Origin of the sequence: Blautia sp. AM23-13AC (genome assembly GCF_003435675.1) — a bacterium.
GTDB lineage: Bacteria > Bacillota > Clostridia > Lachnospirales > Lachnospiraceae > Fusicatenibacter > Fusicatenibacter saccharivorans.
Genome location: NZ_QTUL01000015.1, coordinates 61,634 through 86,093, shown reverse-complemented (window position 1 = coordinate 86,093; position 24,460 = coordinate 61,634). Strand labels below are relative to the sequence as shown.

At 46.6% G+C, this 24,460-nt stretch carries 20 protein-coding genes; 5 read left to right on the top strand and 15 right to left on the bottom strand.

The window, feature by feature from the left end; translation table 11 throughout:
* Positions 1–129: 129 nt before the first annotated feature.
* From DW642_RS13890 to nagA, 9 genes are all read right to left on the bottom strand, one after another.
* A complete protein-coding gene (locus DW642_RS13890) occupies positions 130–750 on the bottom strand; it encodes a hypothetical protein (protein WP_055268443.1) in 621 nt (206 codons plus the stop codon).
* 127 nt (positions 751–877) lie between these two features.
* Positions 878–2,665, bottom strand: coding sequence for a helix-turn-helix domain-containing protein (locus DW642_RS13885; protein ID WP_117510583.1), 1,788 nt, complete (start codon positions 2,663–2,665; stop codon positions 878–880).
* A gap of 210 nt (positions 2,666–2,875) precedes the next feature.
* The gene (locus tag DW642_RS13880; protein WP_147326125.1) at positions 2,876–3,412 is read right to left on the bottom strand and encodes a hypothetical protein; all 537 of its coding nucleotides are present in this window, start codon (positions 3,410–3,412) and stop codon (positions 2,876–2,878) included.
* 169 nt (positions 3,413–3,581) lie between these two features.
* Positions 3,582–4,229: a helix-turn-helix domain-containing protein gene (locus DW642_RS13875; RefSeq protein ID WP_055220951.1), complete on the bottom strand. Its 648-nt coding sequence runs from the start codon at positions 4,227–4,229 to the stop codon at positions 3,582–3,584.
* On the bottom strand, positions 4,210–4,887 hold the full coding sequence (locus DW642_RS13870) for a DUF3990 domain-containing protein (protein ID WP_082426280.1): 678 nt from the start codon (positions 4,885–4,887) through the stop codon (positions 4,210–4,212). The genes DW642_RS13875 and DW642_RS13870 overlap by 20 nt, the downstream gene beginning before the upstream one ends.
* Positions 4,888–5,095: 208 nt before the next feature.
* Entirely contained in the window at positions 5,096–5,977 is an 882-nt protein-coding gene (locus DW642_RS13865) for a hypothetical protein (protein ID WP_147326124.1), read from the bottom strand.
* Between the two features lie 68 nt (positions 5,978–6,045).
* Positions 6,046–8,028, bottom strand: a complete 1,983-nt coding sequence (metG, locus tag DW642_RS13860) for a methionine--tRNA ligase (protein ID WP_117510577.1) — start codon at positions 8,026–8,028, stop codon at positions 6,046–6,048.
* Positions 8,029–8,490: 462 nt separating this feature from the next.
* The gene (gene nagB, locus DW642_RS13855) at positions 8,491–9,231 is read right to left on the bottom strand and encodes a glucosamine-6-phosphate deaminase (RefSeq protein ID WP_022462921.1); all 741 of its coding nucleotides are present in this window, start codon (positions 9,229–9,231) and stop codon (positions 8,491–8,493) included.
* A gap of 34 nt (positions 9,232–9,265) precedes the next feature.
* A complete protein-coding gene (gene nagA / locus DW642_RS13850; protein WP_055220960.1) occupies positions 9,266–10,375 on the bottom strand; it encodes an N-acetylglucosamine-6-phosphate deacetylase in 1,110 nt (369 codons plus the stop codon).
* A gap of 242 nt (positions 10,376–10,617) precedes the next feature.
* Here nagA and DW642_RS13845 point away from each other — a divergent pair, with 242 nt between their 5' ends.
* The 4 genes from DW642_RS13845 to DW642_RS13830 are packed head-to-tail and all read left to right on the top strand — an operon-like array spanning position 10,618 to position 13,648.
* Positions 10,618–11,433 carry a MurR/RpiR family transcriptional regulator gene (locus tag DW642_RS13845; protein WP_022462919.1) on the top strand — a complete coding sequence of 272 codons (816 nt, stop codon included), beginning with the start codon at positions 10,618–10,620 and terminating at the stop codon, positions 11,431–11,433.
* Positions 11,399–11,863, top strand: coding sequence for a DUF2752 domain-containing protein (locus tag DW642_RS13840; RefSeq protein WP_117510575.1), 465 nt, complete (start codon positions 11,399–11,401; stop codon positions 11,861–11,863). The genes DW642_RS13845 and DW642_RS13840 overlap by 35 nt, the downstream gene beginning before the upstream one ends.
* 15 nt (positions 11,864–11,878) lie before the next feature.
* Complete coding sequence (locus tag DW642_RS13835; protein ID WP_022462917.1) at positions 11,879–12,277, top strand: DUF4234 domain-containing protein; 399 nt, start codon at positions 11,879–11,881, stop codon at positions 12,275–12,277.
* A gap of 18 nt (positions 12,278–12,295) precedes the next feature.
* Positions 12,296–13,648: an MATE family efflux transporter gene (locus DW642_RS13830; protein WP_117510573.1), complete on the top strand. Its 1,353-nt coding sequence runs from the start codon at positions 12,296–12,298 to the stop codon at positions 13,646–13,648.
* A gap of 179 nt (positions 13,649–13,827) precedes the next feature.
* Here the strand turns inward: DW642_RS13830 and DW642_RS13825 are convergent, their stop codons facing one another.
* From DW642_RS13825 to DW642_RS13815, 3 genes are all read right to left on the bottom strand, one after another.
* Positions 13,828–14,361 (bottom strand): cob(I)yrinic acid a,c-diamide adenosyltransferase, encoded by a 534-nt coding sequence (locus DW642_RS13825; protein ID WP_117510571.1) that lies wholly within the window; start codon positions 14,359–14,361, stop codon positions 13,828–13,830.
* Positions 14,362–14,501: 140 nt separating this feature from the next.
* The gene (locus DW642_RS13820) at positions 14,502–15,047 is read right to left on the bottom strand and encodes an NADH peroxidase (RefSeq protein WP_022462914.1); all 546 of its coding nucleotides are present in this window, start codon (positions 15,045–15,047) and stop codon (positions 14,502–14,504) included.
* Between the two features lie 170 nt (positions 15,048–15,217).
* Positions 15,218–15,616: a Fur family transcriptional regulator gene (locus DW642_RS13815; RefSeq protein WP_022462913.1), complete on the bottom strand. Its 399-nt coding sequence runs from the start codon at positions 15,614–15,616 to the stop codon at positions 15,218–15,220.
* Between the two features lie 513 nt (positions 15,617–16,129).
* Between DW642_RS13815 and DW642_RS13810 the strand changes: the two genes are divergently transcribed.
* Positions 16,130–17,281 carry an ROK family transcriptional regulator gene (locus DW642_RS13810; protein WP_022462912.1) on the top strand — a complete coding sequence of 384 codons (1,152 nt, stop codon included), beginning with the start codon at positions 16,130–16,132 and terminating at the stop codon, positions 17,279–17,281.
* A gap of 726 nt (positions 17,282–18,007) precedes the next feature.
* On the opposite strand, the gene rsmA is transcribed toward DW642_RS13810, so the two are convergent.
* The 3 genes from rsmA to DW642_RS13795 all read right to left on the bottom strand — a co-directional run bounded on the left by rsmA (position 18,008) and on the right by DW642_RS13795 (position 24,460).
* Positions 18,008–18,880 (bottom strand): 16S rRNA (adenine(1518)-N(6)/adenine(1519)-N(6))-dimethyltransferase RsmA, encoded by an 873-nt coding sequence (rsmA, locus tag DW642_RS13805; protein WP_022461748.1) that lies wholly within the window; start codon positions 18,878–18,880, stop codon positions 18,008–18,010.
* 15 nt (positions 18,881–18,895) lie between these two features.
* Entirely contained in the window at positions 18,896–21,790 is a 2,895-nt protein-coding gene (locus tag DW642_RS13800; RefSeq protein WP_117510570.1) for a hypothetical protein, read from the bottom strand.
* Between the two features lie 207 nt (positions 21,791–21,997).
* Entirely contained in the window at positions 21,998–24,460 is a 2,463-nt protein-coding gene (locus DW642_RS13795; RefSeq protein WP_055222024.1) for a glycogen/starch/alpha-glucan phosphorylase, read from the bottom strand.

Genomic DNA, 24,460 nt, shown 5'->3' with positions numbered 1-24,460 from the left:
ACTTTTTATTTGCAGGCTGAAGTAACGAGAATGCGACGCGCAGTTTTCAAAAACGCTCCCCTAGTATCTATAACGCAAGGGGAGCGTCTATTTTCAATTAGTTCGCTTGTTCTGATAATCGAGTTTTGCTTAAGCTCTCTCCCAGCGGCCTCCCGGGGCTGAAGATATAACACAATAAGCAATATTCAAACTTGAGGTTCCAGCTTTAATATACGAACGACAGGACCGTCCACACTCTAAAGTCGAATATGTAATCATCTGCGTATTATTTGGAGTATAGTGATATGGGGTTCCTCCAGCAGGATTTGAAATTGTTTTTGTAATATCATCATACTGGAATCCCACCTCTGGTGAATATTTGGATGTCTGCATTAAACTACTTGCTTTCATAGAGGTTCCGTAGTTCAGTGTTGTTTCAAACCAATTAATTCGTACCTTTAATGCCTGACGGTCATTTGTCACGGATACTTTCATGGTTGCATAAATGCTGTACTGGCTAAGCTGCCCCGTATTGCTTACAATATCAGTGATTGCTACTCTTTGCTGATGCTCGTCTACAATCAACAAACCCGTTGAAATAATATCCTGCTCGCTGCCATTTTCATCCACTACCTGTGTGATTGACAAATAATCATCCGGCTTTGCATCAATGGCGCGGGTCTTCATCTGTTTTTCCTGATATTGTTCAATTGCAACCTTAATTACGTCACTTTCATTCGTGATGTGATTGTTTAAAACCTCTTCATACACTCTGTTTTTTAATTCTGCATTTGTTTCTGCTTTTACTTTGGATTACAATTTCGCTTCCAAATCCTTCTTCACCTACCCCACCATTTACAACAACATCTCTTCCTACAAATCCTGATGGTGGTCAAAGTTAATCAAATATTTTATTTGTCTTGACATAACTTTCCATTAACTTATAATTTGTTTGCATCTTATATAATCTTAAAAGATCTAAATCCTGTTTAAAATATTTCTTGCACTTTACATCTTTTTGTGCTTCTAAAATACAAGCCTCAACCATTAATGAAGTGTGCAATGATCCTCCTTTTCCGGCAAATAATGTCTGTTGAATTCTTTTTCGACAGACACCTATTGCTTTTTCAAAATATCCCAATTCTTCCAACGCCATCCCATAATTTCCCATACTCATACCCCAATCTAAGATGTGAAATACAGGTTTAATAAAACTTTTTTCATATTGTCCCACTAAAAATTGATATATTTCCAATGCTACTTTATAATTCTGTTCACCCCAATAAATCAATGCCATTTCTGTCAAAATACTAACTTCCTCTGTATTTAAAACATATTCTATTTTTTGTCCTTCTTCAACTTTAAGTGACATAGCAAGTAATTCTTTTAATTGTTTTATAAATTGTTCCGTATATTCTGCATTTTCCTTATATTTTACTTTTACCCTTTCTGTTTCAATATATTGGTAATTTTTCATCATATTACAGTCTAATTTTTCTTCAATTTTTGAAAGTACCTTTTCTGCATTTCCATACTCTTTTCGATGAATAAACTTCGAAAATTCAATCTTCAACTCCAGCGTCTCATACTCTTCCACTTGAATCCCCGTCTCAATTCTATCCCCACTCCTTCCCATCTTCTCCATCATCTGACGTAGATTTCCGCTTCGTGGTTTCTGATTTCCGTTTTCGATTCTTGCCAATGTTTCCTGCGCACAAATGTCTTCACTCAGTCCTTCCTGTGTAAGTTTTGCCGCATTTCTTGTTCGACGTATCAATTCTGCATCAATCTCGAAATTCCGAACCACATGGTCAAACAGACGGTAATTTTTAAAAGAAACTTTATAATCACTTTCCAATTCCAGAAGGCTTGCACGTTCCTGTCGCAGCAACCCAATAAATTCTGCGTTACTATTTTCTTTTTCCAGAATCTGCGCATACTGCTCCAGAATTTCCGGCATATAAAGCAGTTTCCCTTCTTCTCTCAAGTTTTCTAACGCCGTTTCTGTTATCAATTTTAAATAAGTATCCGCTTTTCCATCTCGGGCTGTTTTTTCTATTAACAATGCAGCATATGGAATTACTTTTACTCGTTCTGTCCTCTCAAAGTTTTTCTGAAAGATCTCCTCTACTAACTCCTGAAGTTCTTTCTCTCCTCGTTCACGATCTGTACCAAAACAGACTTCCCATCGAAATAGCAGAAGTTTGTATTCCTCTGCACTTAAAATCCCTGTCTTTCTCTGTATTTCCGCTTCTGGCATTGTCTGTACAATTGCCTTTTCCAAATGTTCACATACTGTCTCTACTGATTTACCACGAAGCCATGCAATCTGCGCATATTCCTGCTCAATGAACTGCTGATGCAGCGGCTCCTTTGCTCTTTTATTCTTCTCATATTCAAGCAGACATTGTTTTGCTTCTTCCCATTTTTTTTGACAAATTTTCTGTTGTATCTCCTGACGCAATTCATAGATATTGTAAATGTCCCTTGGCAATATATAAGTGAGCCTCTCCACCGATTTTCCCAACCGTCCCATAATTCGATCAATCAGAAAAAAATCAATTTCCTGCTGATCTGCTTCCATTCTTGCATATTTTGACACAGAAGAAATACCCAGGCATAATTGTTTTTGTCGTATTCCTTCTTTCTCTCGTAATTTCCATAGTAATTGACCAATTCCTTGCATCTGTTTCCCTTTACTGATTCCTTTTTCTATGTTATTTTTTGTGACTTTTATTATGATTTTAAAATTGTATTTACAGCAAGAGAAATTATCACCATATTTTAATTTGATTTTTATACAAATCCACGTTTTCTATTTTTATAAGTAAAAAAGTGTAATTTTTCCCTTTTTCATACGTATAATATGCTTTGAATTTATTTTCATATTTTTCTTTTAAAATAAAATATGGAATTGCCCTAAATCAAGGCAATTCCATGCATTATAATTTATCTTTAGTATGGAACCCTCCCATTCTTTACCCATAGCAAAGTAAAGCATCGGTGCATGCAGCAGCAGGCTGTCATATCCCATCAACGACATCGTTTCTGTCAATGCTTTGACCTCATCGGATGTTATGAGCGGAAGCCGCAGCGCCATCAGCCCAAAGCAGAGCGAATATCCCAAAAACACAGCCAGAAAGCCGCCGAAAGCCGTCATTAACACATGGGAAAAACTATAAACGCTGCTATGTACCCGCGGTAAAATACAGTTGATATAATTTTTCTGCACATCCTCCCAGTAACTGAGCGCGAACGGCAATACGACAAGAATTGTATTCGTCACCAGAAACGCACTTACACCGCCGCGCGCATTCACCAGATAATAAACCGAGCAGTTTTCTCCTGATCCTGCTGCTTCAGGGTAAATGCTCAGGAAGGTAAGTACGGCAATAAAGGCAATTGCGAGATAAAATTTCCACGATTTTATCATTCTGCTGAAATCGGAATGCAGCATTCGAAAAAAGACCATTTTTTTGTTCACCCCCGTCTCGTATGAATGTTCCATGATACCATTTTTATATTTTCATGATAGCGTAAACGCCTGAAATAGTTTATGACGTTTTCTGAAACTTTGAACAAAAAACTTTTTATTCATTTTATCAAGTTGGAACTTTCTCCACCAGATCTTCTACCGTACATACTAATGCCCGCGCAATCTTCAACAAGGTCTCTGTCTGCGCCTTGTTAATATCCTTTCTTCGCTGTTCATACTGCTGAATGGTCCGAACCGAAACACCTGCCTGCTGTGCCAGTTCACTCTGACTTAGATTTGCAAAAGTACGCAATTCTTTCAAGTTTGTCTCCGGTTTTGCTTCACGATATAATTCATTCATTTTATCTACAAACTGACGAACATCCATTTCATGATATGGCGTGTAGAGCATTCGCACTTCAGTTACAGGAATAGCCTGGTTTATTTCCGCAAAAGACAAACTGGTACTCCACTGATAATAGGCCAACGCCCAGCCTGTCCAATATTCAGGGCTGCGATCGTAAGAATAAGAGGGGGCTTGTTCCGGCTTTGGTTCCCCTGCTTCCTGTAATACTTCATATGCAATTTCAACTCCCGACATTCCCGCTACCACAGAACAGTCACCTCGTTCAAACCGTGACGCTGTATTACTCATACAAAACCACTGCCATACAGTTTCCAACGGCCGTTTTAAATCATTGACCATATAATCCAGCATGCAGGCAAGATTTTTTTGTGCAACAGAAAGATATAATTTATCGTAAGCGTGGATCATCTGGTTTCATCTCCTCATCTAAAATTGTGGTGATATATAAATCACCCCGCTGACGGCGGTTTCGTTCCAGATCAAAATATTGCCGACGCGCCATATGATCACGGGATGCTTTCCTCTTATACCATTCCTGCACACTTGCAATCTCATACCCTGTAAATTCCAAACGTTCAAATGCTCTTCTGCTTTTTAAAACAAACTGCTGGCCCAGTTTTCCCAGACGCATTGCATTACTCAACTGACGGTAAGAAATTGCACCATTAATAAAATCCGCTGCAAAAGAAAAATAGCTGTCGTCAGCACGATATCCAATGATAATATCTGCCTTTTCATAATCAAGATGAAAATTTTGTAGCAAATATTCTTTTGCTTCTGCCGCCAACGGTGTGGATGCATCAAATTCTCGATTTTCCAACAAAATCGTAAGCCAATGGAGCATTGTATAGTCGCGCATATTCAAATTGAGAACTTTCAATCCATCACATTCAATCTCATATCTATTTGCGTAACCATTTTTATCCGCACTGACACCCCATTCTTTGGCCATATTTTGGTTTTCTGTACAGTAAAATCCAACACCATAATCATTATAAATTTTTCCATAACCATATTTCGGCCGTTCAATAATATGATCCGAACCATGATAAACTGTTTTTTTCATTTTACCACCTCTGCTTCAAATTATACTCCTAAAGGCGTATAAAAACAACAAATAGAAAAATTCGGATTCAGAAAATACGTTTGAAAGAACTTTTGACATTTTTACAAAAGCGTGATGCTATGATGTCGAAAAAGAGCTCTGCCGACAGACGGTCAGCCTGTTTACTAATTATGTCAAAAATGGTCGCCTAGTTTGCAGACAGGGGTGGCTATTTTTGCGTCTTACCCTTATTTTTTCTCCACCATACGCTTCCTACAACAACTCCTCCCGCCAGCACAAAAATTATTTGTTTTCTCGAAAGCCTCCATCCGAATAACTCAACTCTTACTTCCTTCGGCTGATACGAATACCCCATCAAAATTCTGTTATCATCCCCCGTCCCCACCGACGCATGGCAGTATGTGGTTCCCATGAATTTCATCGCAGATCTCGGTGTTCCCAGCTGGCTCCCGGAATAGCTGGCGCCATTTAGCTGTTGATTGTTTGCAATAAGATTCCCACTGACTTCCCAGTCGCTCATTGTTCTGTCCTTATACCATAAGGTTCCGCCAAATTCATACGGTCTTATCGCCTCTCCCAACAAAAACGAAAAGCTGTCGTTTCCACAGGGTTTTTTGTTCTCTGCAAATTCATAGGTCGGATAAATATAAATCGTCGAACCAATTTGAAAGGCTGATGCATAGAACTCAATCCATTCGAAATCTTCCTCTCTTCCATTCATCGCCTGTTTTCCTACATCGATTTTCATATACTCAAATTTTCCATCCCCATTTTTTAAATCATCGACGATAAACTGCTTCACATGCTCATCCAGCTTTTGTATCTCATTCTCTGGCATCCCTGTTTCCTGCAAATAAGCATCGTAATCAGAAGGAACCTTTTCCTCTGCCTTCACATAAGATACCCCCGCATACAATGACAGTCCGCAACAACGTAAAACCAGAAATAACGTCCGCATTTTTCTCATACAACGCTCCTCCTTCCTGTTGTCATATTCGATAAACCCGTTCAAATATTCTCTCTTTATCATTATATTATCATAAGATTCAGAATCTTTATATGACGTTTTCCTTAACTTTTTAAAACGCAAAAAATCCCTCCCCACACATCACGCATGGAAAGGGATTTCTCTATTTACTCTATTTTTCTTTTAATCCATCAGCAGATCTCCGCCCCTGCCGGCATTGCTTTTTCCGGGGTCATGAGGCATACGTTGCCTTCGGCGTCTTCTGCGCAGAGGAGCATTCCTTCAGACATCATGCCTGCCAGTTTGGCCGGTTTCAGGTTGGTCAGGACCATAACCTTCATTCCGATGGTATCTTCCGGTTTGTAATATGCTTTGATTCCGGAGACGATCTGTCTTGTCTGGCTTCCGACTTTGACCTGGAAGCAGAGGAGTTTTTTCGATTTCTTCACCGGTTCGCAGGAGATGATCTCACCTACCTGGAACTGCATTTTTCCAAAGTCTTCGAACGTAATCTCTTCTTTTGGCTCTACATCTACAACAGCTTCTTCGGCTTTTTCCTCTTCTTCTTTTGCGGCAGCCATAGCAGCTTTCTGTTTTGCCTGGATCACTTCTACTTTTTCCATCACTTCTTTGACGTCGAGTCTCTGGAACAGGATCTGCGGCTGATCGGTTACCTGATTGCCCGATGTATACAGTCCGAACTGATCCAGCTCTTCGTAGCTGCGTTTCTCTGCATTCAACTGAGCCAGGATCTTCTCGGTGGTCTCCGGCATGAAAGACTCGAGCAGGCATGCGCCGATGGTGATGCTCTCTACCAGGTTGTACAGAACCTCTTCCAGACGATCTTTCTTTGCCTCGTCTTTTGCCAGTGCCCACGGCATCGTCTCGTCAATGTATTTGTTGCAGCGTTTGAACAGACCAAAGATTTCGGTCATCGCATCTGCCACACGCAGCTCTTCCATCTTTGCAGCAACTTTTGCTTTTGTTGCGGTAACGACTGCTTTCAGATCATCATCCACCTCTTCTGCTGCGCCGGTCTTTGTCACAACGCCGCCGAAGTATTTGTTGCTCATGGAGATGGTACGGTTTACCAAGTTTCCAAGAGTATTGGCAAGGTCAGAATTCATACGCTCAACCAGCAGCTCCCAGGTAATGACACCGTCGTTCTCAAACGGCATCTCGTGCAGAACGAAGTAGCGGACAGCGTCTACGCCGAACAGGTCTACCAGATCGTCTGCGTAGATCACGTTTCCTTTGGATTTACTCATCTTGCCGTCGCCCTGCAGCAGCCACGGATGACCAAATACCTGTTTCGGAAGCGGCAGATCGAGTGCCATCAGGAAGATCGGCCAGTAAATGGTATGGAAACGGATGATGTCTTTTCCGATCAGATGCAGGTCTGCCGGCCACAGCTTGTTGAACTGCTCGGAACTGTTTCCGTCACAGTCATAACCGATTCCAGTGATGTAGTTGGTCAGTGCATCCAGCCATACATAGGTAACGTGCTTCGGGTCGAAGGATACCGGGATTCCCCAGGTGAAGGAGGTTCTGGATACACAGAGATCCTGCAGTCCCGGAAGAAGGAAGTTGTTCATCATCTCGTTCTTTCTGGAAACCGGCTGGATGAATTCCGGATGAGTGTTGATATAATCGATCAGTCTCGGTGCATATTTGCTCATCTTGAAGAAATATGCTTCTTCTTTTGCCGGCGTAACCGGGCGTCCGCAGTCCGGGCATTTTCCGTCTACGAGCTGGGACTCGGTGAAGAAGGATTCACACGGTGTACAGTAAAGACCTTCGTAATATCCTTTGTAGATATCTCCCTGATCGTACAGTTTTTTGAAGATTTTCTGTACCTGTGCCTCGTGATCGGCGTCGGTGGTACGGATGAATTTGTCGTAGGACGTATTCATCAGATCCCAGATTCTCTTGATCTCGGTGGATACGTTGTCTACGAATTCTTTTGGCGTGATACCTGCCTCTTCTGCTTTCAGCTCGATCTTCTGGCCATGCTCATCGGTTCCGGTCTGGAAGAATACATCGTAGCCCTGCTGACGTTTGAAGCGGGCGATGCTGTCCGCGAGTACGATCTCGTAGGTGTTTCCGATGTGCGGCTTGCCGGATGTGTAGGCAATCGCCGTGGTGATATAATATTTTGGTCTGATTTTTTCCATTGCTTTCATTTCTCCTTTCAAATAAAAAAACTGCCTTATTCCGCTCTCTTGTAGTCGGAAGAAGACAGGTTTGTTTACCCGTGATACCACTTCTTTTCGTCCCTGCCTCACGGCAGAAACCTCTGCAGGTACATGTGCTATACCTCTCCGCTGTAACAGGCGGAACCTGTCGCAGCCTTACCGTTTCAGATTGTTGTTCTCACGGTTCGGTGCGCCTCTCGGAAGCCATGTTCGATCTGCCGCTCCTTCTCCCCTCTCAGCCTGCAAAACCGGAATAGTTTTCGGGGGTGTTCTCTGTAAATTCGCACATGCAGATGTACTCTCTTCGTCACTGTGTTTTGTTTTTATGCACTGGTTTTATGCTAACACATTTACATCAATTTGTAAACCGCAAAAAAGCCCGCCGTACGGGGATTTTTTCATATTCTCCCCATTCGGCGGACCTTTCATTCATCGTAACAATTATCTGTGGTTTGCTTTGATCACAGACATTGCTGCTTCATCTGCTACAACTGTCAGATCGTTGTGAAGCTGCAGGATGGAAGCCGGAACCTGCGGAGTAACCGGTCCGTACAGAACTTTGTCGAGGATCTCTGCTTTTCCTTCGCCGCTGACGATCAGCAGAACTTTTCTCGCCTGCATGATGTTCTTGATTCCCATGGTGTATGCCTGGGTCGGAACATCCTCTACTTTTTCAAAGAAACGTTTATTTGCCTGAATGGTGCTCTCGGTCAGGTCAACGCAGTGTGTCTCTTTCTCGAATGCTGCGCCCGGCTCGTTGAATCCGATGTGGCCGTTGTTTCCAAGTCCAAGAAGCTGCAGGTCAATGCCGCCGACGCTGCGGATGATTTCGTTGTATGCTGCACATGCTTTTTCGCTGTCCGGCTCCAGTCCGTTCGGAACGAAGGTGCGCTCTTTGTTGATGTTGACATGATTGAACAGGTTGGTGTTCATGAAGTAACGATAGCTCTGATCATTCTCCGGAGAGAGTCCTTTGTACTCGTCCAGGTTTACGCTGGTGACATTTGCGAAATCAAGGTCGCCTTTGTTGTACCACTCAACGAGCTGTTTGTAAGCGCCGACCGGGGTAGATCCGGTTGCAAGGCCGAGCACTGCGTGTGGTTTCATGATCACCTGCGCGGAGATGATGTTTGCTGCTTTTCTGCTCATATCATTGTAATCTTTTGCTTCAATTAATACCATTTGTTTTTCCTCCAAATTTCTTCTATATAATAAATTACATAATAACCTGTTTCAGGTTCAGTTCGTCGTCCACCAGAAGTACATGCGCTTTTTTGCCCGGTGCAATGGATCCTACTTCATCGTAGATACCGATGCTCTGTGCCGGATTTCTTGTTGCCGCAAAAATGGCATCTGCCAGCGGAATATCAAACGAAACTGCTTTTCTCATGCAGTCATACAGGTTCGTTGCAGAGCCCGCGATGGTCTCACCGTCGGTCAGGGTTGCTTTTCCGTCTTTCATCCAGACAGCCTGTCCCCCGAGGGAATACGTTCCGTTCGGCATTCCCGTTGCCATCATGGAATCGCTGATGAGAACCATGCGCTCACTTCCCATCATGGAGAAGGTCGCGCGGACAACCGCACCGTGAATGTGATAGCCGTCACAGATCAGCTCCATGCGGCACTCCGGATCGTCGAATGCGGCGCCGATGACACCAGGGTTACGGTGTGCGAACGGCGGCATGGCGTTGTACAGATGGGTGACATGGTGTGCTCCTGCTTTCATGGCAGCCAGCGCGGTGTCATAATCTGCTGTTGTATGGCCGATGGAAACCATGACTTCATCGGAAACTTCTTTGATAAATTCCAGAGAACCTGGCATGTTCGGGGCCAGTGTCACGAGACGGATTTTTCCGCCGCTCGCCGCATTGCATGCGCGGAAGAACTCAGCGTTCGGAGCCACAATGTTCTCCTCTGCCTGTGCGCCTTTTTTGATCGGATCGATGAACGGTCCTTCCATGTTGACGCCGGCGATCACTTCTGCTTCCGGCTCATCTTTGATTGCTTCGATGGTTCCGAAGATTTTCAGCAGATCGTCTTTTGGCAGTGTCATGGATGTCGGGCAGTAAGAGGTGATGCCGTGCGCTTTCTCGTAGCGCAGGATCTCTTTTAAACCTTCCACGTCTCCGTCTGAAAAATCATGTCCGGCAGCGCCGTGGCTGTGTACGTCAACCAGTCCCGGCAGAACCATCATGCCTTTCGCATCGATCACTTCCTGATCGATCACTTCTTCTTTTGTGGAAACGAAACGTTTTCCTTCTATATAAAGATCTTTTTCCGCAAACGTTCCGTCTTCCTGAAATACACGTCCGTTTTTGATAATCATTGTCTTGCCTTCTTTCTTTGATCTGTTCTGATTATAATTTATGTTGATTTTATTTTCAACTATTTTTATATTTTAGAAATTACTTTCACGTCATTAAAGTTCTTTCCATTTTTCCGCCCGCTTTCCCGTGCAATTCACACACAATTGAAAGTTGATTCACCACTCTGCCTGTGATACAATAAAGCAAGAACTGATCTGAATTTTTTTCAGATATTTACAGATACCAGGAGGACTTACGTTCCATGGAACACTTTGAAAAATCGATTATTCCTGTCATTGAGTCTGTCTATCCCTCGTTCACTCCCCTGGAACGGACGGTAGCAGATTTTTTTATTCATAATACCGACGAGTCGGATCTGTCCGCGCGCCACGTTTCGGAACTGCTCTATGTTTCGGAGGCTTCGCTCTCCCGCTTTGCGAAAAAATGCGGCTACACGGGCTACCGCGAATTTGTCTACCGTTACCAGGAAGGTCTAAACGCCGCACTGCCTGGCACGGACGATCACATCAAACAGGTGCTGAATACGTATCAGGAACTGCTGAATAAAAGCTACTCGCTCGCCGACCGCGCGCAGATTGACCGCATCTGCCATATTCTCACTTCGAAGCGTCGGGTGTATGTCTACGGTCTTGGAAGCTCCGGACTTTCCGCCCAGGAAATGAAGCTGCGTTTTATGCTTGCAGGCGTGGATATTGAAGCAATTACCGACATTCACATCATGAAAATGAATGCCGTTCTGCTCAATGAGAGCTGCGCTGCAATCGGCATTACCGTCAGTGGACAGACACCGGAGGTGCTGCGTGCGCTCGGAGCCGCAAAGGAAAAGGGAGCCTCTACCATTCTCTTTACTTCCCGCAGCTCCAGCGATTACGATGCCTTCTGCGATGAAGTCCTGCTGCTTGCGGTCAAAGAGCATCTGAAAAACGGCGGCGCAATCTCTCCGCAGTTCCCGATTCTCGTTATGATCGACGTTCTGTACTCGCATTTTCTCACGACCGACAGCGAGCGCAAGGAGGCTTTATATGAATACGCCGTCACCAAACTCCATGAAACGTGATCCCGGCCGCGGCAGCGCGTATCTTTCTTTTCTGAAGAAACGCTGCCGCGATTTCTTTTTCTTCTGCCTGCTCCTCGGCGTTTACGTCGCCTTCATCACCCTCACAGGCATCGGCTGTCCGATCCGGTTTTCCACCGGCATTTCCTGCCCGGGCTGCGGAATGAGCCGCGCGGTACTGCTTCTGCTCTCGGGTCATTTTCGGGCGGCATTTCGGATGCATCCGCTCGTCTATGCCGTACTGCCCGCAGGGATATGGCTCTTCTTCGGGCCGGAACAGACGGCGGGACTTCGGCGTTTTAAAAAGGGGATCATTACGGTGCTTGTCGTGCTGCTTCTCGCCGTTTATGCCTGGCGCATTTATTACCACGACCCGCTCCTTTCTATTGACCCTTCTCTCGGGCGCGTGCTACAATGGTTCTATCTTAATTAAAGGGGGTATTTACAAATGAATGTAAAAGACAACCGCAGTTTCTGGTTCTATCTTCTGCTCACATTTCTGACGTGCGGACTCTACTCGATCTACTTCTGGTATGTTTATGTGGAAGACCTGAACACCATCTTTTACGGTGACGGCGAAGACAGCCCGAACTACATTATTGTGCTGCTTCTGTCCTGGGTTACCTGTGGAATTTACGGCGTTTACTGGCGTTACAAGCAGGCGAACCGCATGTACCGCGAATCCTACGACCGCTACGGTGTGATGATTGAGGAAAACGGTTCCGCCATTCTTCTGTGGACGCTGCTTGGCTACCTGACCGGCGGAATCGGCCAGCTCGTTGCCGACTATTTCATGATCCAGAACCTGAATAAGACGGCACTCGTTTATAATTCACGTGCATATTAAGCAGGGGAGGCGTTTTTTATGGCAACATCTATGGTAAAGGGAAATCCGGTAAAGCTGATGCTCTCGTTTGCCTTTCCGCTTCTCATCGGAAATCTGCTGCAGCAGACGTATAACATCATTGATGCGGCGATTGTCGGCCAGGCACTTGGCCCGGAGGCACTCGCCAGCGTCGGTGCAAGCAGCAGTGTACAGTTTCTGGTGCTCGGCTTCTGTATGGGAAGCTGCACGGGATTCAGTGTCCCGGTTGCCAAGTATTTCGGCGCCGGAAAGCTTGATAAAATGCGCGATTATATTTTTAATGGTGCTGCACTTGCTGTCCTGATTGCGGCCATTCTGACCACACTCTGCAGTTTACTCTGTGCACCAATTCTGCACCTGCTGTCGGTTCCGTCCGATATCTTCGCGGATGCCTACGCATATCAGCTTGTGATTTTCCTCGGGATTCCGTTTTCGATTCTGTACAATTATCTTTCCAGCATCCTGCGTGCCGTCGGGGACAGCCGCACGCCGTTTCTGTTTCTGGCATTTTCGGCAATCCTGAATATTTTCCTCGATCTGTTCTGTATTATCATTCTGCATCTGGGATGCGCAGGAGCGGCGATTGCGACGATTTCCGCCCAGGCGATCAGCGGACTCTTATGTCTGTTTTTTATTTCCCGTAGGGTAAAGCTCCTGCTTCCGACAAAAGAAAACCGCACTCTGCGAAAGGATGCCGCGCAGGAACTCCTCGCAATGGGCATTCCGACGGGACTGCAGTTTTCGATCACAGCGATCGGCAGTATGGTAATGCAGTCAGCGAATAATGGACTTGGCAGTGTTTATGTTTCGGCGTTCACAGCTGCTATGAAAATCAAACAGTTTATGATGTGCCCGTTTGATGCGATCAGCACCGCGGCTTCCGTCTTCTGCAGTCAGAATCTCGGAGCCGGCCAGGCAAAGCGAATCCGTCAGGGACTCCGCCAGGGTGTGCTTGTCGGTGTCGGCTATGGTGCGTTTGCAGGTGTCATCATGATTCTGTTCGGACGGCCGCTGACAAAGCTCTTTATTGTCAGCTCTGCTTTTGAAGCAATCAACGCTTCGGCAAAATATCTGCGCTGCCTCGGATTTTTCTACTGGATGCTTGGTATTTTGAATGTCTGCCGTATGGTAACGCAGGGACTTGGCTACTCGGGAAGAGCCGTTTTCTCCGGCGTAATGGAGATGCTGGCACGAACGATTGTCTGCCTGGGATTTGTCGGTGCGTTTGGCTTCACCGCAATCTGCTTTGCGGACCAGGCTGCATGGCTCGCCGCCTGCTGCTATATCGCACCGACATGTCTGTACTGCGTGAAGAAATCCACGAAGATGATTGCGGATCGCGGTGCGAAATAATAACGTTATTTTCTGTCTTACAGCGGCTTCCAGATACTTCTCAGGTTATCGCGGCAATCACCAGAAACTTGTTCCATCACAGATTTTGGTTCATTGCCCGCAAAACAAGAAAAAAGATACTGTTCTGCATGGAATCATCTTCCCCGCAAAACAGTATCTTTTTTCTTGTTTTTTCAGCGTTACCGCTCGATTCCATCTCTTGCCGCAAGACCCTTGTCAAACGGATGCTTGATTTTTTTCAGCTCCGAAACATAGTCCGCCCGCTCAATCAGCGCCTCCGATGGTCCCTGCCCTGTCAGAATCACTTCCAGCTTCTCCGGCTTGTGATCCAGAAAATCCAGAAGGAGCTGCTCATCAAACAGTTTGCTTCCAATCGTATAAACCAGCTCGTCCAGAAACAGTACATCGTATTCTTCCCGAACTGCTTTTTCTGTCACTTTCTGAAACTGCTCTTCATAATACCGTTTCTGCTCTGCCTTCTCCTCCGGTGTCATCAGAAACGAAAACTTTATCTTGTCCTGCCCCGGCACAAACGTCACATTCGGCGACAGTAAGAGCACCTTCCGCTCGCTCGTGCTGTTATCTTTCATAAACTGATAAATCAAAACACGGTATCCATACCCTGCCGCACGCGTGCAGAGTCCCATACCACAAGTCGTCTTTCCTTTTCCATCCCCACAGTAGATGTGGACACAGCCTGTCTGTTTTTCCATGGTGAAAACCTCGCTTTTTCTTTCTATGTTCATTTGTAAACAACAGGTAATTCGAAACAAGTTCGCAATCCCAAGTAAAAATTGTAAACAACGGAAAAAGGAGGGCAGATTTTATTCCGCCCCCCAAAAAGGTTTCCTGATTATTTACCAAAATATCTGGCCAGCAGTCCGGCAAATGCTTTTCCGTGTCTAGCTTCGTCTCTTGCCATCTCATGCACGGTGTCATGGATTGCATCGAGATTCAGGGCTTTGGCACGTTTTGCAAGATCTGTTTTGCCAGCGGTTGCTCCGTTCTCTGCCTCTACACGCATCTGCAGATTTTTCTTGGTGCTGTCGGTTACGACTTCGCCGAGAAGCTCTGCGAATTTTGCTGCGTGCTCTGCTTCTTCGTAAGCTGCTTTTTCATAGTACAGACCTACTTCCGGATATCCCTCGCGGAATGCTACTCTGGACATTGCCAGGTACATACCAACCTCAGAGCACTCGCCCTCGAAATTGGCTCTCAGGTCTTTTTTGATATCTTCCGGAACATCGGATGCTACGCCAACTACATGCTCTGCTGCCCAGGTCAGATCCTCGCCCTGCTCGATAAATTTCTCTTTCGGTGCTTTACAGATCGGACAGACTTCCGGTGCTTCTGCTCCTTCATAAACATATCCACATACGCTGCATACAAATTTTTTCATAGTCTTTCTTTCCTTTCTTTTTGTTGTGTATTTAATTTTATCATTTCCAATTTTGTGGTTTATAACAGTTTTTTATTTTTGATATTAGTAACTGTTACTGATATTACTTTAACATAAGCTTCCCTTTTTGTCAATGCCTATTTTTAATTTTTTCTTTCTTCCTGGGGATGCTATACGTTCCCCGGGTGATTTTTGCAGTTCTCGCAGATGCCGTAAAAATTCACAGAGTAATCTTCGATCGTACCTCTGAAATTTTCCGCTGCTACGTTCTTGATTTCGCTGATGTCACGCATTGTAAGGTCTGTCACGCAGTGACATTTTCTGCAAATGAAATGGTGATGCGTGGAAGTATCTCCATCGAACCGGTCCGGGCCATCTCCTGTTGTAAGACGCTTGATCTCTCCTAATTCAGAAAGAAGAGACAGGTTCCGGTATACTGTGCCAAGACTGATATTGGGAAATTCTTTCCGTACATCGGTATAGAGCATATCTGCGGTCGGGTGATCCTTTCGCCCCTGAAGGCAGACTTTGATGCTTTCTCTTTGTCTGCTATACTTGAGTGTTGACATAGTTTTTTTCCTTTCGTATCTTTCGATAACAGTAATTGTTATTATATTTATACTATAAGGCTGCTTCTCGCAAAAGTCAAGAAAAAGATCACTACCCTGTCTACACAGATTTCCGTCTGTCCCAAGATCAAAAATTCCTCAAAAACGAGGAGTGCCCAGGAACCTCTCGGCGCCTGGGCTATTATTATGAAAAAATCTTAATTGTGTAGTGATTGCATACACGCTGTTCCTTTGGAACTGAGATAACTATACCAATTAATTATGAACAGATTATGAACGTGCAGTGAATCTTCTGTGAATCTGTACATTTTTTAGAATTATTTTATACTTTCTTTGTGTATTTATCACATATTTTATTTCTAATTCTGTCCCTTACTCTCTACTCTGTCTAGAAATCGTTTTTCTCCGTTAATTTTTCTATTCGTATTGCCCATCCCCGATTTTCCCTGTCATTTCTCTCTCATTTATGTTAAGATTGATGTACAGCCAATGCGGCAGAATGGAGGATTTTTTATGAGTACCGGAAATCAGGAATATATACGAGACATGAACCGCGCCCTGGTTCTCGAGGCAATCGCCAACCATCCGCCGCTTTCCCGCGCAGATCTGGCGAAAATGCTGCATCTGACAAAAGCAACCGTATCCACCATCGTCCAGGAACTGCTCGACCGCCAGCTCGTCATAGAACTCGGCAGCGCCGAAAAAACTTCCATGGGTCGAAAACCGATTCTGCTTACTTTTAATAATCGCTGCGGTTCCATCATCGCCGTCGATCTCGGCGTAAAAAAGATCACCATTCTCACCGGAGATCTGAAGGGAAAATCATGTACTGTAAAAGAATACCCGATTGATCCATCCCTCTCCCTGGAGGAATACCTGATTTCCCTCCTCCACAAAACCAAATCCGACCTCCCCAAGACCCCGTGCGGCCTCGTCGGAATCTCCATCGGAATCTACGGCGTCGTCTGCGACGACCTCGTTTTATTCACACCCTACTACGATCTAAAACACTCCAACCTGAAAAACTACCTCGAAGAAGAATTTCAGGTCCCTGTCATCGTAGAAAATGAAGCCAACCTCTCCGTCATCGGCGAAGCCGCCTGCGCAGAGCACTTTAAAAATATGATCTTCCTGAACATCCACGAAGGCGTCGGCATGGGAATCCTCATTGACGGCGAACTCTACACCGGCCAGAACGGCTACGCCGGCGAATTCGGCCACACCATCCTCTTCCCCGATGGCCGGCCCTGCCCCTGCGGCAACCACGGCTGCCTCGAACAGTACATCTCCGAAGCCGCCGTCCTGAACGATTTTGCCGCCGCCGAAGGCTTAGAAAACGTCTCCGTCGAACGCTTCATCCAGTATTACCAGGAAGGCAACCCCAACGCCCGCAAAGTAATGCAGGATTTCACCCACTACATCGGAATCAGCCTGAACACGGTTCTCCACACCTTCAACCCGGACGTCATCGTCATCAACAGCTCCTTCACCAACTACATCCCAGGTCTGATCGACGAAATCACCTCCGGAATCCAGAACCGCCTCCGCTGGTACCTCCACGTCCTCCCGGCTCACCTGCAGGATGTCTCCGTCCTCATGGGCGGAATCAGCCTCTGCTCCCGGAACTTCCTCGGAATTTCCACCTTTAAGCTGCTGGACCTGTAACTCAGAAATAAGTCCCTGTTCAGAGCCCCATCTCGATTCCGCTGCGCTGCATCTTGATGTGGCTTCTCGCCATATGAAATTTCAGAAAAAAGTGCTCATTCATGCAAGCATGATTCGCAATTTGTTCTGAAATTTCGCATGGCTCTGAATAGTCACAATTTGTTCATGATTTTTTTACAACATGAACACGCTTTCAACATAATTTACCCGTATACTAAAAGCATAAATAATGAATGCCAACATTATTTACACAATTTTCTTTTTCATATTGCCGATTAGAAAATCGGCTCTCCTTCCTTTAAAAATAAAAATGAAAGAAAGCACTGTTTCGCCAACGGTGCTTTTTTTCATGCCTTTTTCTCATTTTCTCCCATCTTCCTCACAACAATCTCACGCCGATCCGCCCATCCGGGCGGATCCAGACCTCCCCTCCCGCCCCCACTACCAGCCTCGCCGCCGCCCGTCCGTCCTTGCGTGATGCGGCATGGCAGCATTGGAAAAGCGGGCAGGAAAAACCAGAAAAAATGGAGGCCTTTCGAGAGACTGAAATCTGGTGCTCAACACCAGATTTCAAGGCATTCTGAGCTGGGAAAGCATCAGGCTTTCCTGGCGAATAATGCCGGTGTCTGTCGAAAGACCTCCATTTTTTCTACGTTTTTCCCCCGCTTTTCCACCGCTGCCATGCGCATCACGCAAGGGCGGACGGGCGACGGCGAGGCGTCCCCTCTATTTACACAATTCATCCGTCAACCGCGCAAACTCCTGTAAATTCAATGCCTCCCCACGAATCGTAAGCGGCCAGCCGCAGGCTGTGATTGCAGCCTCAATCTCCTCTTTCGAAAAATGCAGCAGCTCCGAATTTTTCAGTCCGTTCGCCAGCGTCTTCCGTCTCTGATTAAACGACGCCCGAATAATGGAGAACATCAACTTCTCATCCTTCGTCTCCACCGGCATCACCTCATGACGCGTCAGCCGGATCACCGCACTTCCAACCTTCGGCCGCGGCATAAAACAGTTCGGCGGCACATTCGCCACAATATACGGCTCCGCATAATACTGCACCGCCAGCGACAGCGCCCCGTAATCCTTCGATCCCGGCCCCGTCTGCATCCGGTCCGCAACCTCCTTCTGAACCATAACCGTAATCGAATCCACCGGCACATGATTCTCAAATAATCCCATAATAATCGGCGTCGTAATATAATACGGAAGATTCGCCACAACCTTGATCGGCCGTCCGTTGTTCTTCTCCTTCGCCAGCGCCGCCAGATCCACCTTCAAAACATCATTGTTGATAACCTCAACATTATCATAATCCGACAGCGTATCCTCCAGAATCGGGATCAGATTCTTGTCAATTTCCACCGCACACACACTCCGCGCAGCATACGCAAGATACTGCGTCAGCGTACCGATACCAGGTCCGATTTCCACAACAAAATCGTCCGGTCCGATACCTGCAGCGGCTACAATCTTATCCAGCACATGTGGATCGATCAGAAAATTCTGACCATACTTTTTCTGAAATACAAAGCCGTACTTCTGCAGTACGGCTATTGTATTCTGCGGCTCCCCGAGCCACGGTTTTACTTTCTCCATAAATTCTCCATGTATTTAGAACTCAAAGTCTTTCTCGTAAAGAATCACGCGGTCGTCCGCATCGGTATGCTTTCTGGACATGCGTCTTCCGAATTTACGGGTTCCCTTTTCTGCATGGGCGATGGCACGATCCACCATATCTTTGACCTGTGAAATCGTCATCGGCTCGCCCTCCTTCTGATTGTTGCCAATCTGTGTATACAGAGCAAGCACACCCATCTCGTCCATCTTGTATCCATTCTCACGCGCATACGTGCGGGCAAACGTAACCAGCTCGTCGTTCGTGAAAACAGGAATCGAAATGACCGTCTCAAACTTCTTCGCAAAATCAGGGTAATTCCGCAGAAGACCTCTCATGCTGACCTTCTCATCCTCGATGATCAGAACCAGACTGTCGGTACGGAAATCCATTGCCTGCGACAGCTTCTCGATCGTCTCCGGGTACATCAGACCGGCACGCTCGATCAGGAGGAAACCTCCCGCCAGCTTTGAAACAATCTGCGCACAGTCCTTTTTGTTCAGAACAGATGCATCCAGACGGGCCATCTTCGTTGCCGGAAGTTTTAAGTCAGCACAGATTGCACGGACGAGATCCTCCGACAGCTTCGTTTTTCCAGTACCGTATCCGCCCATAATGGCAATGTTTCCATGACGGGAAGTACGGTCGCCTGCGTAATGATAAACACCATGCATTGCATCCAGAATCTGGATATCCATGCCTGGAACTTTCGCAAAGTAAGTAAACAGCGCTTTCTGCTCGTCACTCAGCTTATCCGGCTGGGTGTCGTTCAGGATGCGGAGTCTTGCCTCCTCCGGCGTCTCCTCGCGGAGCACCTCTTCAATCGATTTCGCAACAGTTCCTTCCGGAATGTTGTCGCGGATCAGCTGAACGGTGGCATCCGTTGTTTTTTCGATGCTCATGTTGATCGTCGCATCGGATACGCGCTCACGCTTTGGCTCGGTCGGAACTTCGATTTCGATTTCCTCCGGGGTAATCTCGATCGGCTGGGTTCCTGCCGGCTCAAACGGATCGGCTGGCTCAGTCTCGGCCGGAGTTTCCGGCTCTGTTTCGCTTTCCGGCTCGTCAGCAGGTTCTGCTTCCGCAGTTTCCGGCTCATCCGGCAGTTCGATTTCCGATGCTTTTTCAGCTTCCTGCACTTCTGCGTTCAGCGCTGCCTGAAGCTCACTAAAATCGATGGTCGGCCGTGTCTCCTCTGCCGGTTTCAGATCCGCGATGACAACCGTTGCATCCATGGACGGTGTCTCCGCCGGTTCTACGGTTTCCTCAATTTCGGCTTCCGCCTGAGCCTTCTCGGCTGCTTCTGTTTCAGCTTCCACTGCTGGTTCTGTAACTTCTGCTTCTTCGATTTCAGCCTCGGCTGCCGGTTCTATAATCTCTTCGATCTCAGCTTCATCCATCGGCTCTGTAGCTTCTTCGGTTTCAGCCTCATCCGCCGGTTCTGTGATCTCTTCGGTTTCCGCTTCATCTGCCGGTTCTGCATCTTCTTCCGGCTCAGCTTCCGCCTGCGGCTCCTCTGCCGTTTCCCGTGCCTCTGTCTCGGACTCCGGATCCATCGGCTGCTCTGCGGTTTCGGCTTCTGCTGCCGGTTCCACTGGCTCTTCTGCTTCTTCCTCCGCAACTTCCTCCGACAGGTTTGCTGCGGTCTCCTGGAACAGTGCTTCGAGGTCCGGCTCTTCGTATTTCTTCTCCGGCTTCGGTGCTTTCGGCATTACCGGCTCGGCTTTTTCCTTCGGTTTTGGCTGCGGTCTTGTCTTGATTGTCGTGTTGGCATCCGGGGATACCTCTACGTTTACATCAAGCTGCTCCGGCTCCAGATCTTTTACTTCGTACTGTACCGGCTCTTCGCTTGTCTCTTCCTCGACTGCCGTCTCTTCCTGTTTCTTTCCGCGGAAGGAGAAGACATCGCGGATGCTCTTTGCAAGCTCTGCGTGAAGATCGATCGTATTTCCAAGGTACGTCGGCGTGCTGTCTGCATACGCCTGCTCTTCCGGAATCTCCTCGATCGGCTCCTCTGTCTGCTGCAGTGCTTCGTACTCCTGCACCTGCTCTGCATCTGCCTCGGCCTGCTGTGTTTTCTCATATGCTTCGTACGGCGAACCGGCTTCTTTTTCTTCTTCACCGGCCACATACTGGCTCATCACACCGCCGTTTACCGGTTTTACTTCCCGCGTCTCTGCCGGCTCTTTCGTCGCAGCCATTTCACCGGCTCCGCTCTCTCCGGCTAACCGCACTTTAAGTGCTTCCGGATCCTCGGATGGCTCTTCATTCTTTTTGTAGTCAAAACGATGCTCGTATTTGATCTGCTGGGACGGTGACAGCGGCTCGTACTTCATTTTCAGATCCATTGCCTTTGTCACATATTTGCCCTCGCTGAACCACAGGATCAGCTCATCACAGGCATCGATGCATTTCTGCGTCTCTCCGGCTTTGCTGTAAAGGTTTGCCAGTTCATATGCCCATCTCTCGGTAAATTCCCGCTCTTTGTATTCCTCCAGAAGGGAAATCTGCTCCTCAAGCGGCGCTTTCTGTCCTCTTAAAATCTTGTATTTCAGCAGATACCGGGAATTATCGTGACGTGCGACTGCTTCAAACTCGTTGTAAAAGTCAATCGCCTCATCAAAGTCTTTCATTTTTACGGAGACCTCTACCAGGCGGTACAGAATGCCCTTTCCGATGGAGGAATGGTCATACGCCATCAGCAGAATCTTCTTCGCCTCCGGATATCGTTTGTTCGCCTCATAGACATCCGCTACCATGCCGAGCGTGCGCAGACTCTTGACACGCCGCCAGTCAACGGCTTCTACAACTGCAAGTGCCCCCTCATAGTCCTCTTTTTTTACCAGACTGTTCAGCTCTTCCAGCCGGCTTTGATATTCAGCTTTATCCAATCTTTTCACCTCAATACATTTCAGATTGTTTTAGTTCATAGACACGAACAGTGTACCACACTCCCCGTAGAATGTCAAAAGAATGCCTGTTTTGCAGGCATTTTTCGGGATACAAATCCTTCCAGCGGGCATCAAAAAAAGAACACCCGCCCCTCCGGTTTTTCCCGGAAAAGCAGGTGTCCCCTAACTACTTATATTTGATTCCGATTACTTTCTGACAGTAATCTTGTCCAGATGCCAGATATCATCTACATACTGCTGGATGGTACGGTCGGATGTGAATTTGCCGCTGTGTGCGGTATTCAGGATCGCGCTTCTTGCCCATGCAGAAGTATTTCTGTATTTATCCTCAACACGCTCCTGTGCTGCCGCATAGGACTTGAAGTCTGCCAGGGTAAAGTACATATCCGGGCGCGGAGCATTCTTCGGTGTGAGCAGAGAGTCATACAGATCACGGAACATCATGGTGTCGCCGTTTGAGTATCTTCCGCTGATCAGATCCATCACTACGTTGTGGATGTCCTGATCGTGGATGAAGTAGCTCATCGGATCGTAGGTGTAGTTGTTCTCATATTCGATAACCTGATCTGCGGAAAGTCCGAAGATGAAGGCGTTCTCTTTTCCAACTTCCTCAACGATCTCTACGTTTGCACCGTCCATGGTTCCAAGAGTCAGGGCACCGTTCAGCATGAACTTCATGTTACCGGTACCGGAAGCCTCTTTACTTGCGGTGGAAATCTGCTCGGAAACATCAGCAGCGGCAAAGATCAGCTCTGCGTTGCTGACACGATAATCCTCGATAAATACAACTTTGATCTTTCCTTTGATGGTCGGATCGTTATTTACGACATCCCCAACGGAATTGATCAGTTTGATGATTGCTTTTGCACGCTCATAGCCTGCGGAAGCTTTCGCTCCAAAGATGAAGGTTCTTGGGTAGAACGGCATATCCGGGTTCTTTTTCAGACGGTCATACAGGTACATAATATGAAGAATGTTCATAAACTGGCGTTTGTACTCATGCAGACGCTTTACCTGAACGTCAAAAATAGAGTTCGGATCTACATCAATGCCGTTATGCTCTTTGATGTATTTTGCCAGGCGAACTTTATTTTTATATTTGATTTCCATAAATTCCTTCTGTGCCTGGGTGTCATCTGCCAGCTTAGCGATCTTTTCGATCTTCGGCAGATCGGTGATCCAGCCGTCTCCGGCGTACTCGGTTACCCAGTCAGCCAGGAGCGGGTTTCCGTGAAGCAGGAAACGACGCTGTGTGATACCATTCGTCTTATTGTTGAACTTCTCCGGAGTCATCTCGTAGAAGTCTTTTAAGGTCTGTTTTTTCAGAATCTCGGTATGAAGCTGTGCAACACCGTTGACAGAATAGCCGCCTACGATAGCCAGACGGGCCATATGAACCTGTCCGTCGTAGATCACTGCCATCTGGCGGACTTTCTCTTCATCACCCGGGTACTGCTCTCTTACCTGGATCAGGAAGCGGCGGTTGATCTCCTCTACGATCTGATAGATACGCGGAAGAAGTCTGGAGAACAGGTCAACCGGCCATTTCTCGAGTGCCTCTGCCATGATGGTGTGGTTGGTGTATGCGCAGGTCTTTGTGGTGATCTCCCATGCCTCATCCCAGCCAAGGCCTTCCACGTCCATGAGGATTCGCATCAGCTCCGGAACGGCTACGGTCGGGTGAGTATCGTTCAGCTGGAAGGTAACCTTCTCATACAGCTTTGTGATATCATCGTGATGTTTTTTATATTTTGCAACTGCTCTCTGTACGCTTGCAGAAATAAAGAAATACTGCTGTTTCAGACGCAGCTCTTTTCCTTCGTAATGGTTGTCGTTCGGATACAGAACCTCTACGATGGTTTTTGCAAGGTTTTCCTGCTCAACCGCTTTGTGGTAATCACCTTTGTCGAAGGAATCCAGGGAGAAGTCCTGAATAGCCTCTGCATCCCAGATGGTCAGCGTGTTTACAACATCGTTGTCGTATCCTACGATTGGCATATCGTAAGGAATTGCGTTTACAGACTGGTAATCTTTCTGTACGAAGTTTACGCGTCCGGTAGCCTCATCATACTCCTGTGCTACGTATCCGCCAAATTTTACTTCTTTTGCGTATTCCGGGCGTTTCAGCTCGAATGGATAGCCGTGTTTCAGCCAGTTGTCCGGTACTTCTACCTGATAACCGTCGCGGATCTGCTGTTTGAACATACCGTATTTATAACGGATACCGCAGCCGTATGCCGGATATCCCAGTGTAGCCAGGGAATCCAGGAAGCATGCTGCCAGACGGCCAAGACCGCCGTTTCCAAGCGCAGGATCTCTCTCCTGGTCCTCCAGAAGGTTCAGGTTCAGTCCCATCTCATCAAGAGCTTCCTGTACCTGTTTGTATGCAGTCAGGTTAATCAGGTTATTTCCCAGCGCACGTCCCATCAGGAACTCCATGGACATATAGTACAGAATCTTCGGATCCTGCTCATCCATTGCTTTCTGGGTTTTCAGCCAGTTGTCAATAATAACGTCTTTTACTGCGTAGCAGACTGCCTGGTAAATTTCCTGCTGGGAAGCCTCTTCCAGATTTTTTCTGTACAGCATTTTTACGTTTTCTTTGACACTGTTCTTAAAAGTTTCTTTGTTGAACTCGGCGTTTAACAT

Excerpts from the sequence above, each read along its gene's own strand:
- DW642_RS13885 (WP_117510583.1), bottom strand. The coding sequence starts at position 2,665 with ATGCAAGGAATTGGTCAATTACTATGGAAATTACGAGAGAAAGAAGGA.
- DW642_RS13880 (WP_147326125.1), bottom strand. The coding sequence starts at position 3,412 with ATGATAAAATCGTGGAAATTTTATCTCGCAATTGCCTTTATTGCCGTA.
- DW642_RS13875 (WP_055220951.1), bottom strand. The coding sequence starts at position 4,229 with ATGATCCACGCTTACGATAAATTATATCTTTCTGTTGCACAAAAAAAT.
- DW642_RS13870 (WP_082426280.1), bottom strand. The coding sequence starts at position 4,887 with ATGAAAAAAACAGTTTATCATGGTTCGGATCATATTATTGAACGGCCG.
- metG (WP_117510577.1), bottom strand. The coding sequence starts at position 8,028 with ATGGAAAAAATCAGACCAAAATATTATATCACCACGGCGATTGCCTAC.
- nagB (WP_022462921.1), bottom strand. The coding sequence starts at position 9,231 with ATGGTATTAATTGAAGCAAAAGATTACAATGATATGAGCAGAAAAGCA.
- nagA (WP_055220960.1), bottom strand. The coding sequence starts at position 10,375 with ATGATTATCAAAAACGGACGTGTATTTCAGGAAGACGGAACGTTTGCG.
- DW642_RS13845 (WP_022462919.1), top strand. The coding sequence starts at position 10,618 with ATGGAACACTTTGAAAAATCGATTATTCCTGTCATTGAGTCTGTCTAT.
- DW642_RS13840 (WP_117510575.1), top strand. The coding sequence starts at position 11,399 with ATGAATACGCCGTCACCAAACTCCATGAAACGTGATCCCGGCCGCGGC.
- DW642_RS13835 (WP_022462917.1), top strand. The coding sequence starts at position 11,879 with ATGAATGTAAAAGACAACCGCAGTTTCTGGTTCTATCTTCTGCTCACA.
- DW642_RS13830 (WP_117510573.1), top strand. The coding sequence starts at position 12,296 with ATGGCAACATCTATGGTAAAGGGAAATCCGGTAAAGCTGATGCTCTCG.
- DW642_RS13825 (WP_117510571.1), bottom strand. The coding sequence starts at position 14,361 with ATGGAAAAACAGACAGGCTGTGTCCACATCTACTGTGGGGATGGAAAA.
- DW642_RS13820 (WP_022462914.1), bottom strand. The coding sequence starts at position 15,047 with ATGAAAAAATTTGTATGCAGCGTATGTGGATATGTTTATGAAGGAGCA.
- DW642_RS13815 (WP_022462913.1), bottom strand. The coding sequence starts at position 15,616 with ATGTCAACACTCAAGTATAGCAGACAAAGAGAAAGCATCAAAGTCTGC.
- DW642_RS13810 (WP_022462912.1), top strand. The coding sequence starts at position 16,130 with ATGAGTACCGGAAATCAGGAATATATACGAGACATGAACCGCGCCCTG.
- rsmA (WP_022461748.1), bottom strand. The coding sequence starts at position 18,880 with ATGGAGAAAGTAAAACCGTGGCTCGGGGAGCCGCAGAATACAATAGCC.
- DW642_RS13795 (WP_055222024.1), bottom strand. The coding sequence starts at position 24,460 with ATGTTAAACGCCGAGTTCAACAAAGAAACTTTTAAGAACAGTGTCAAA.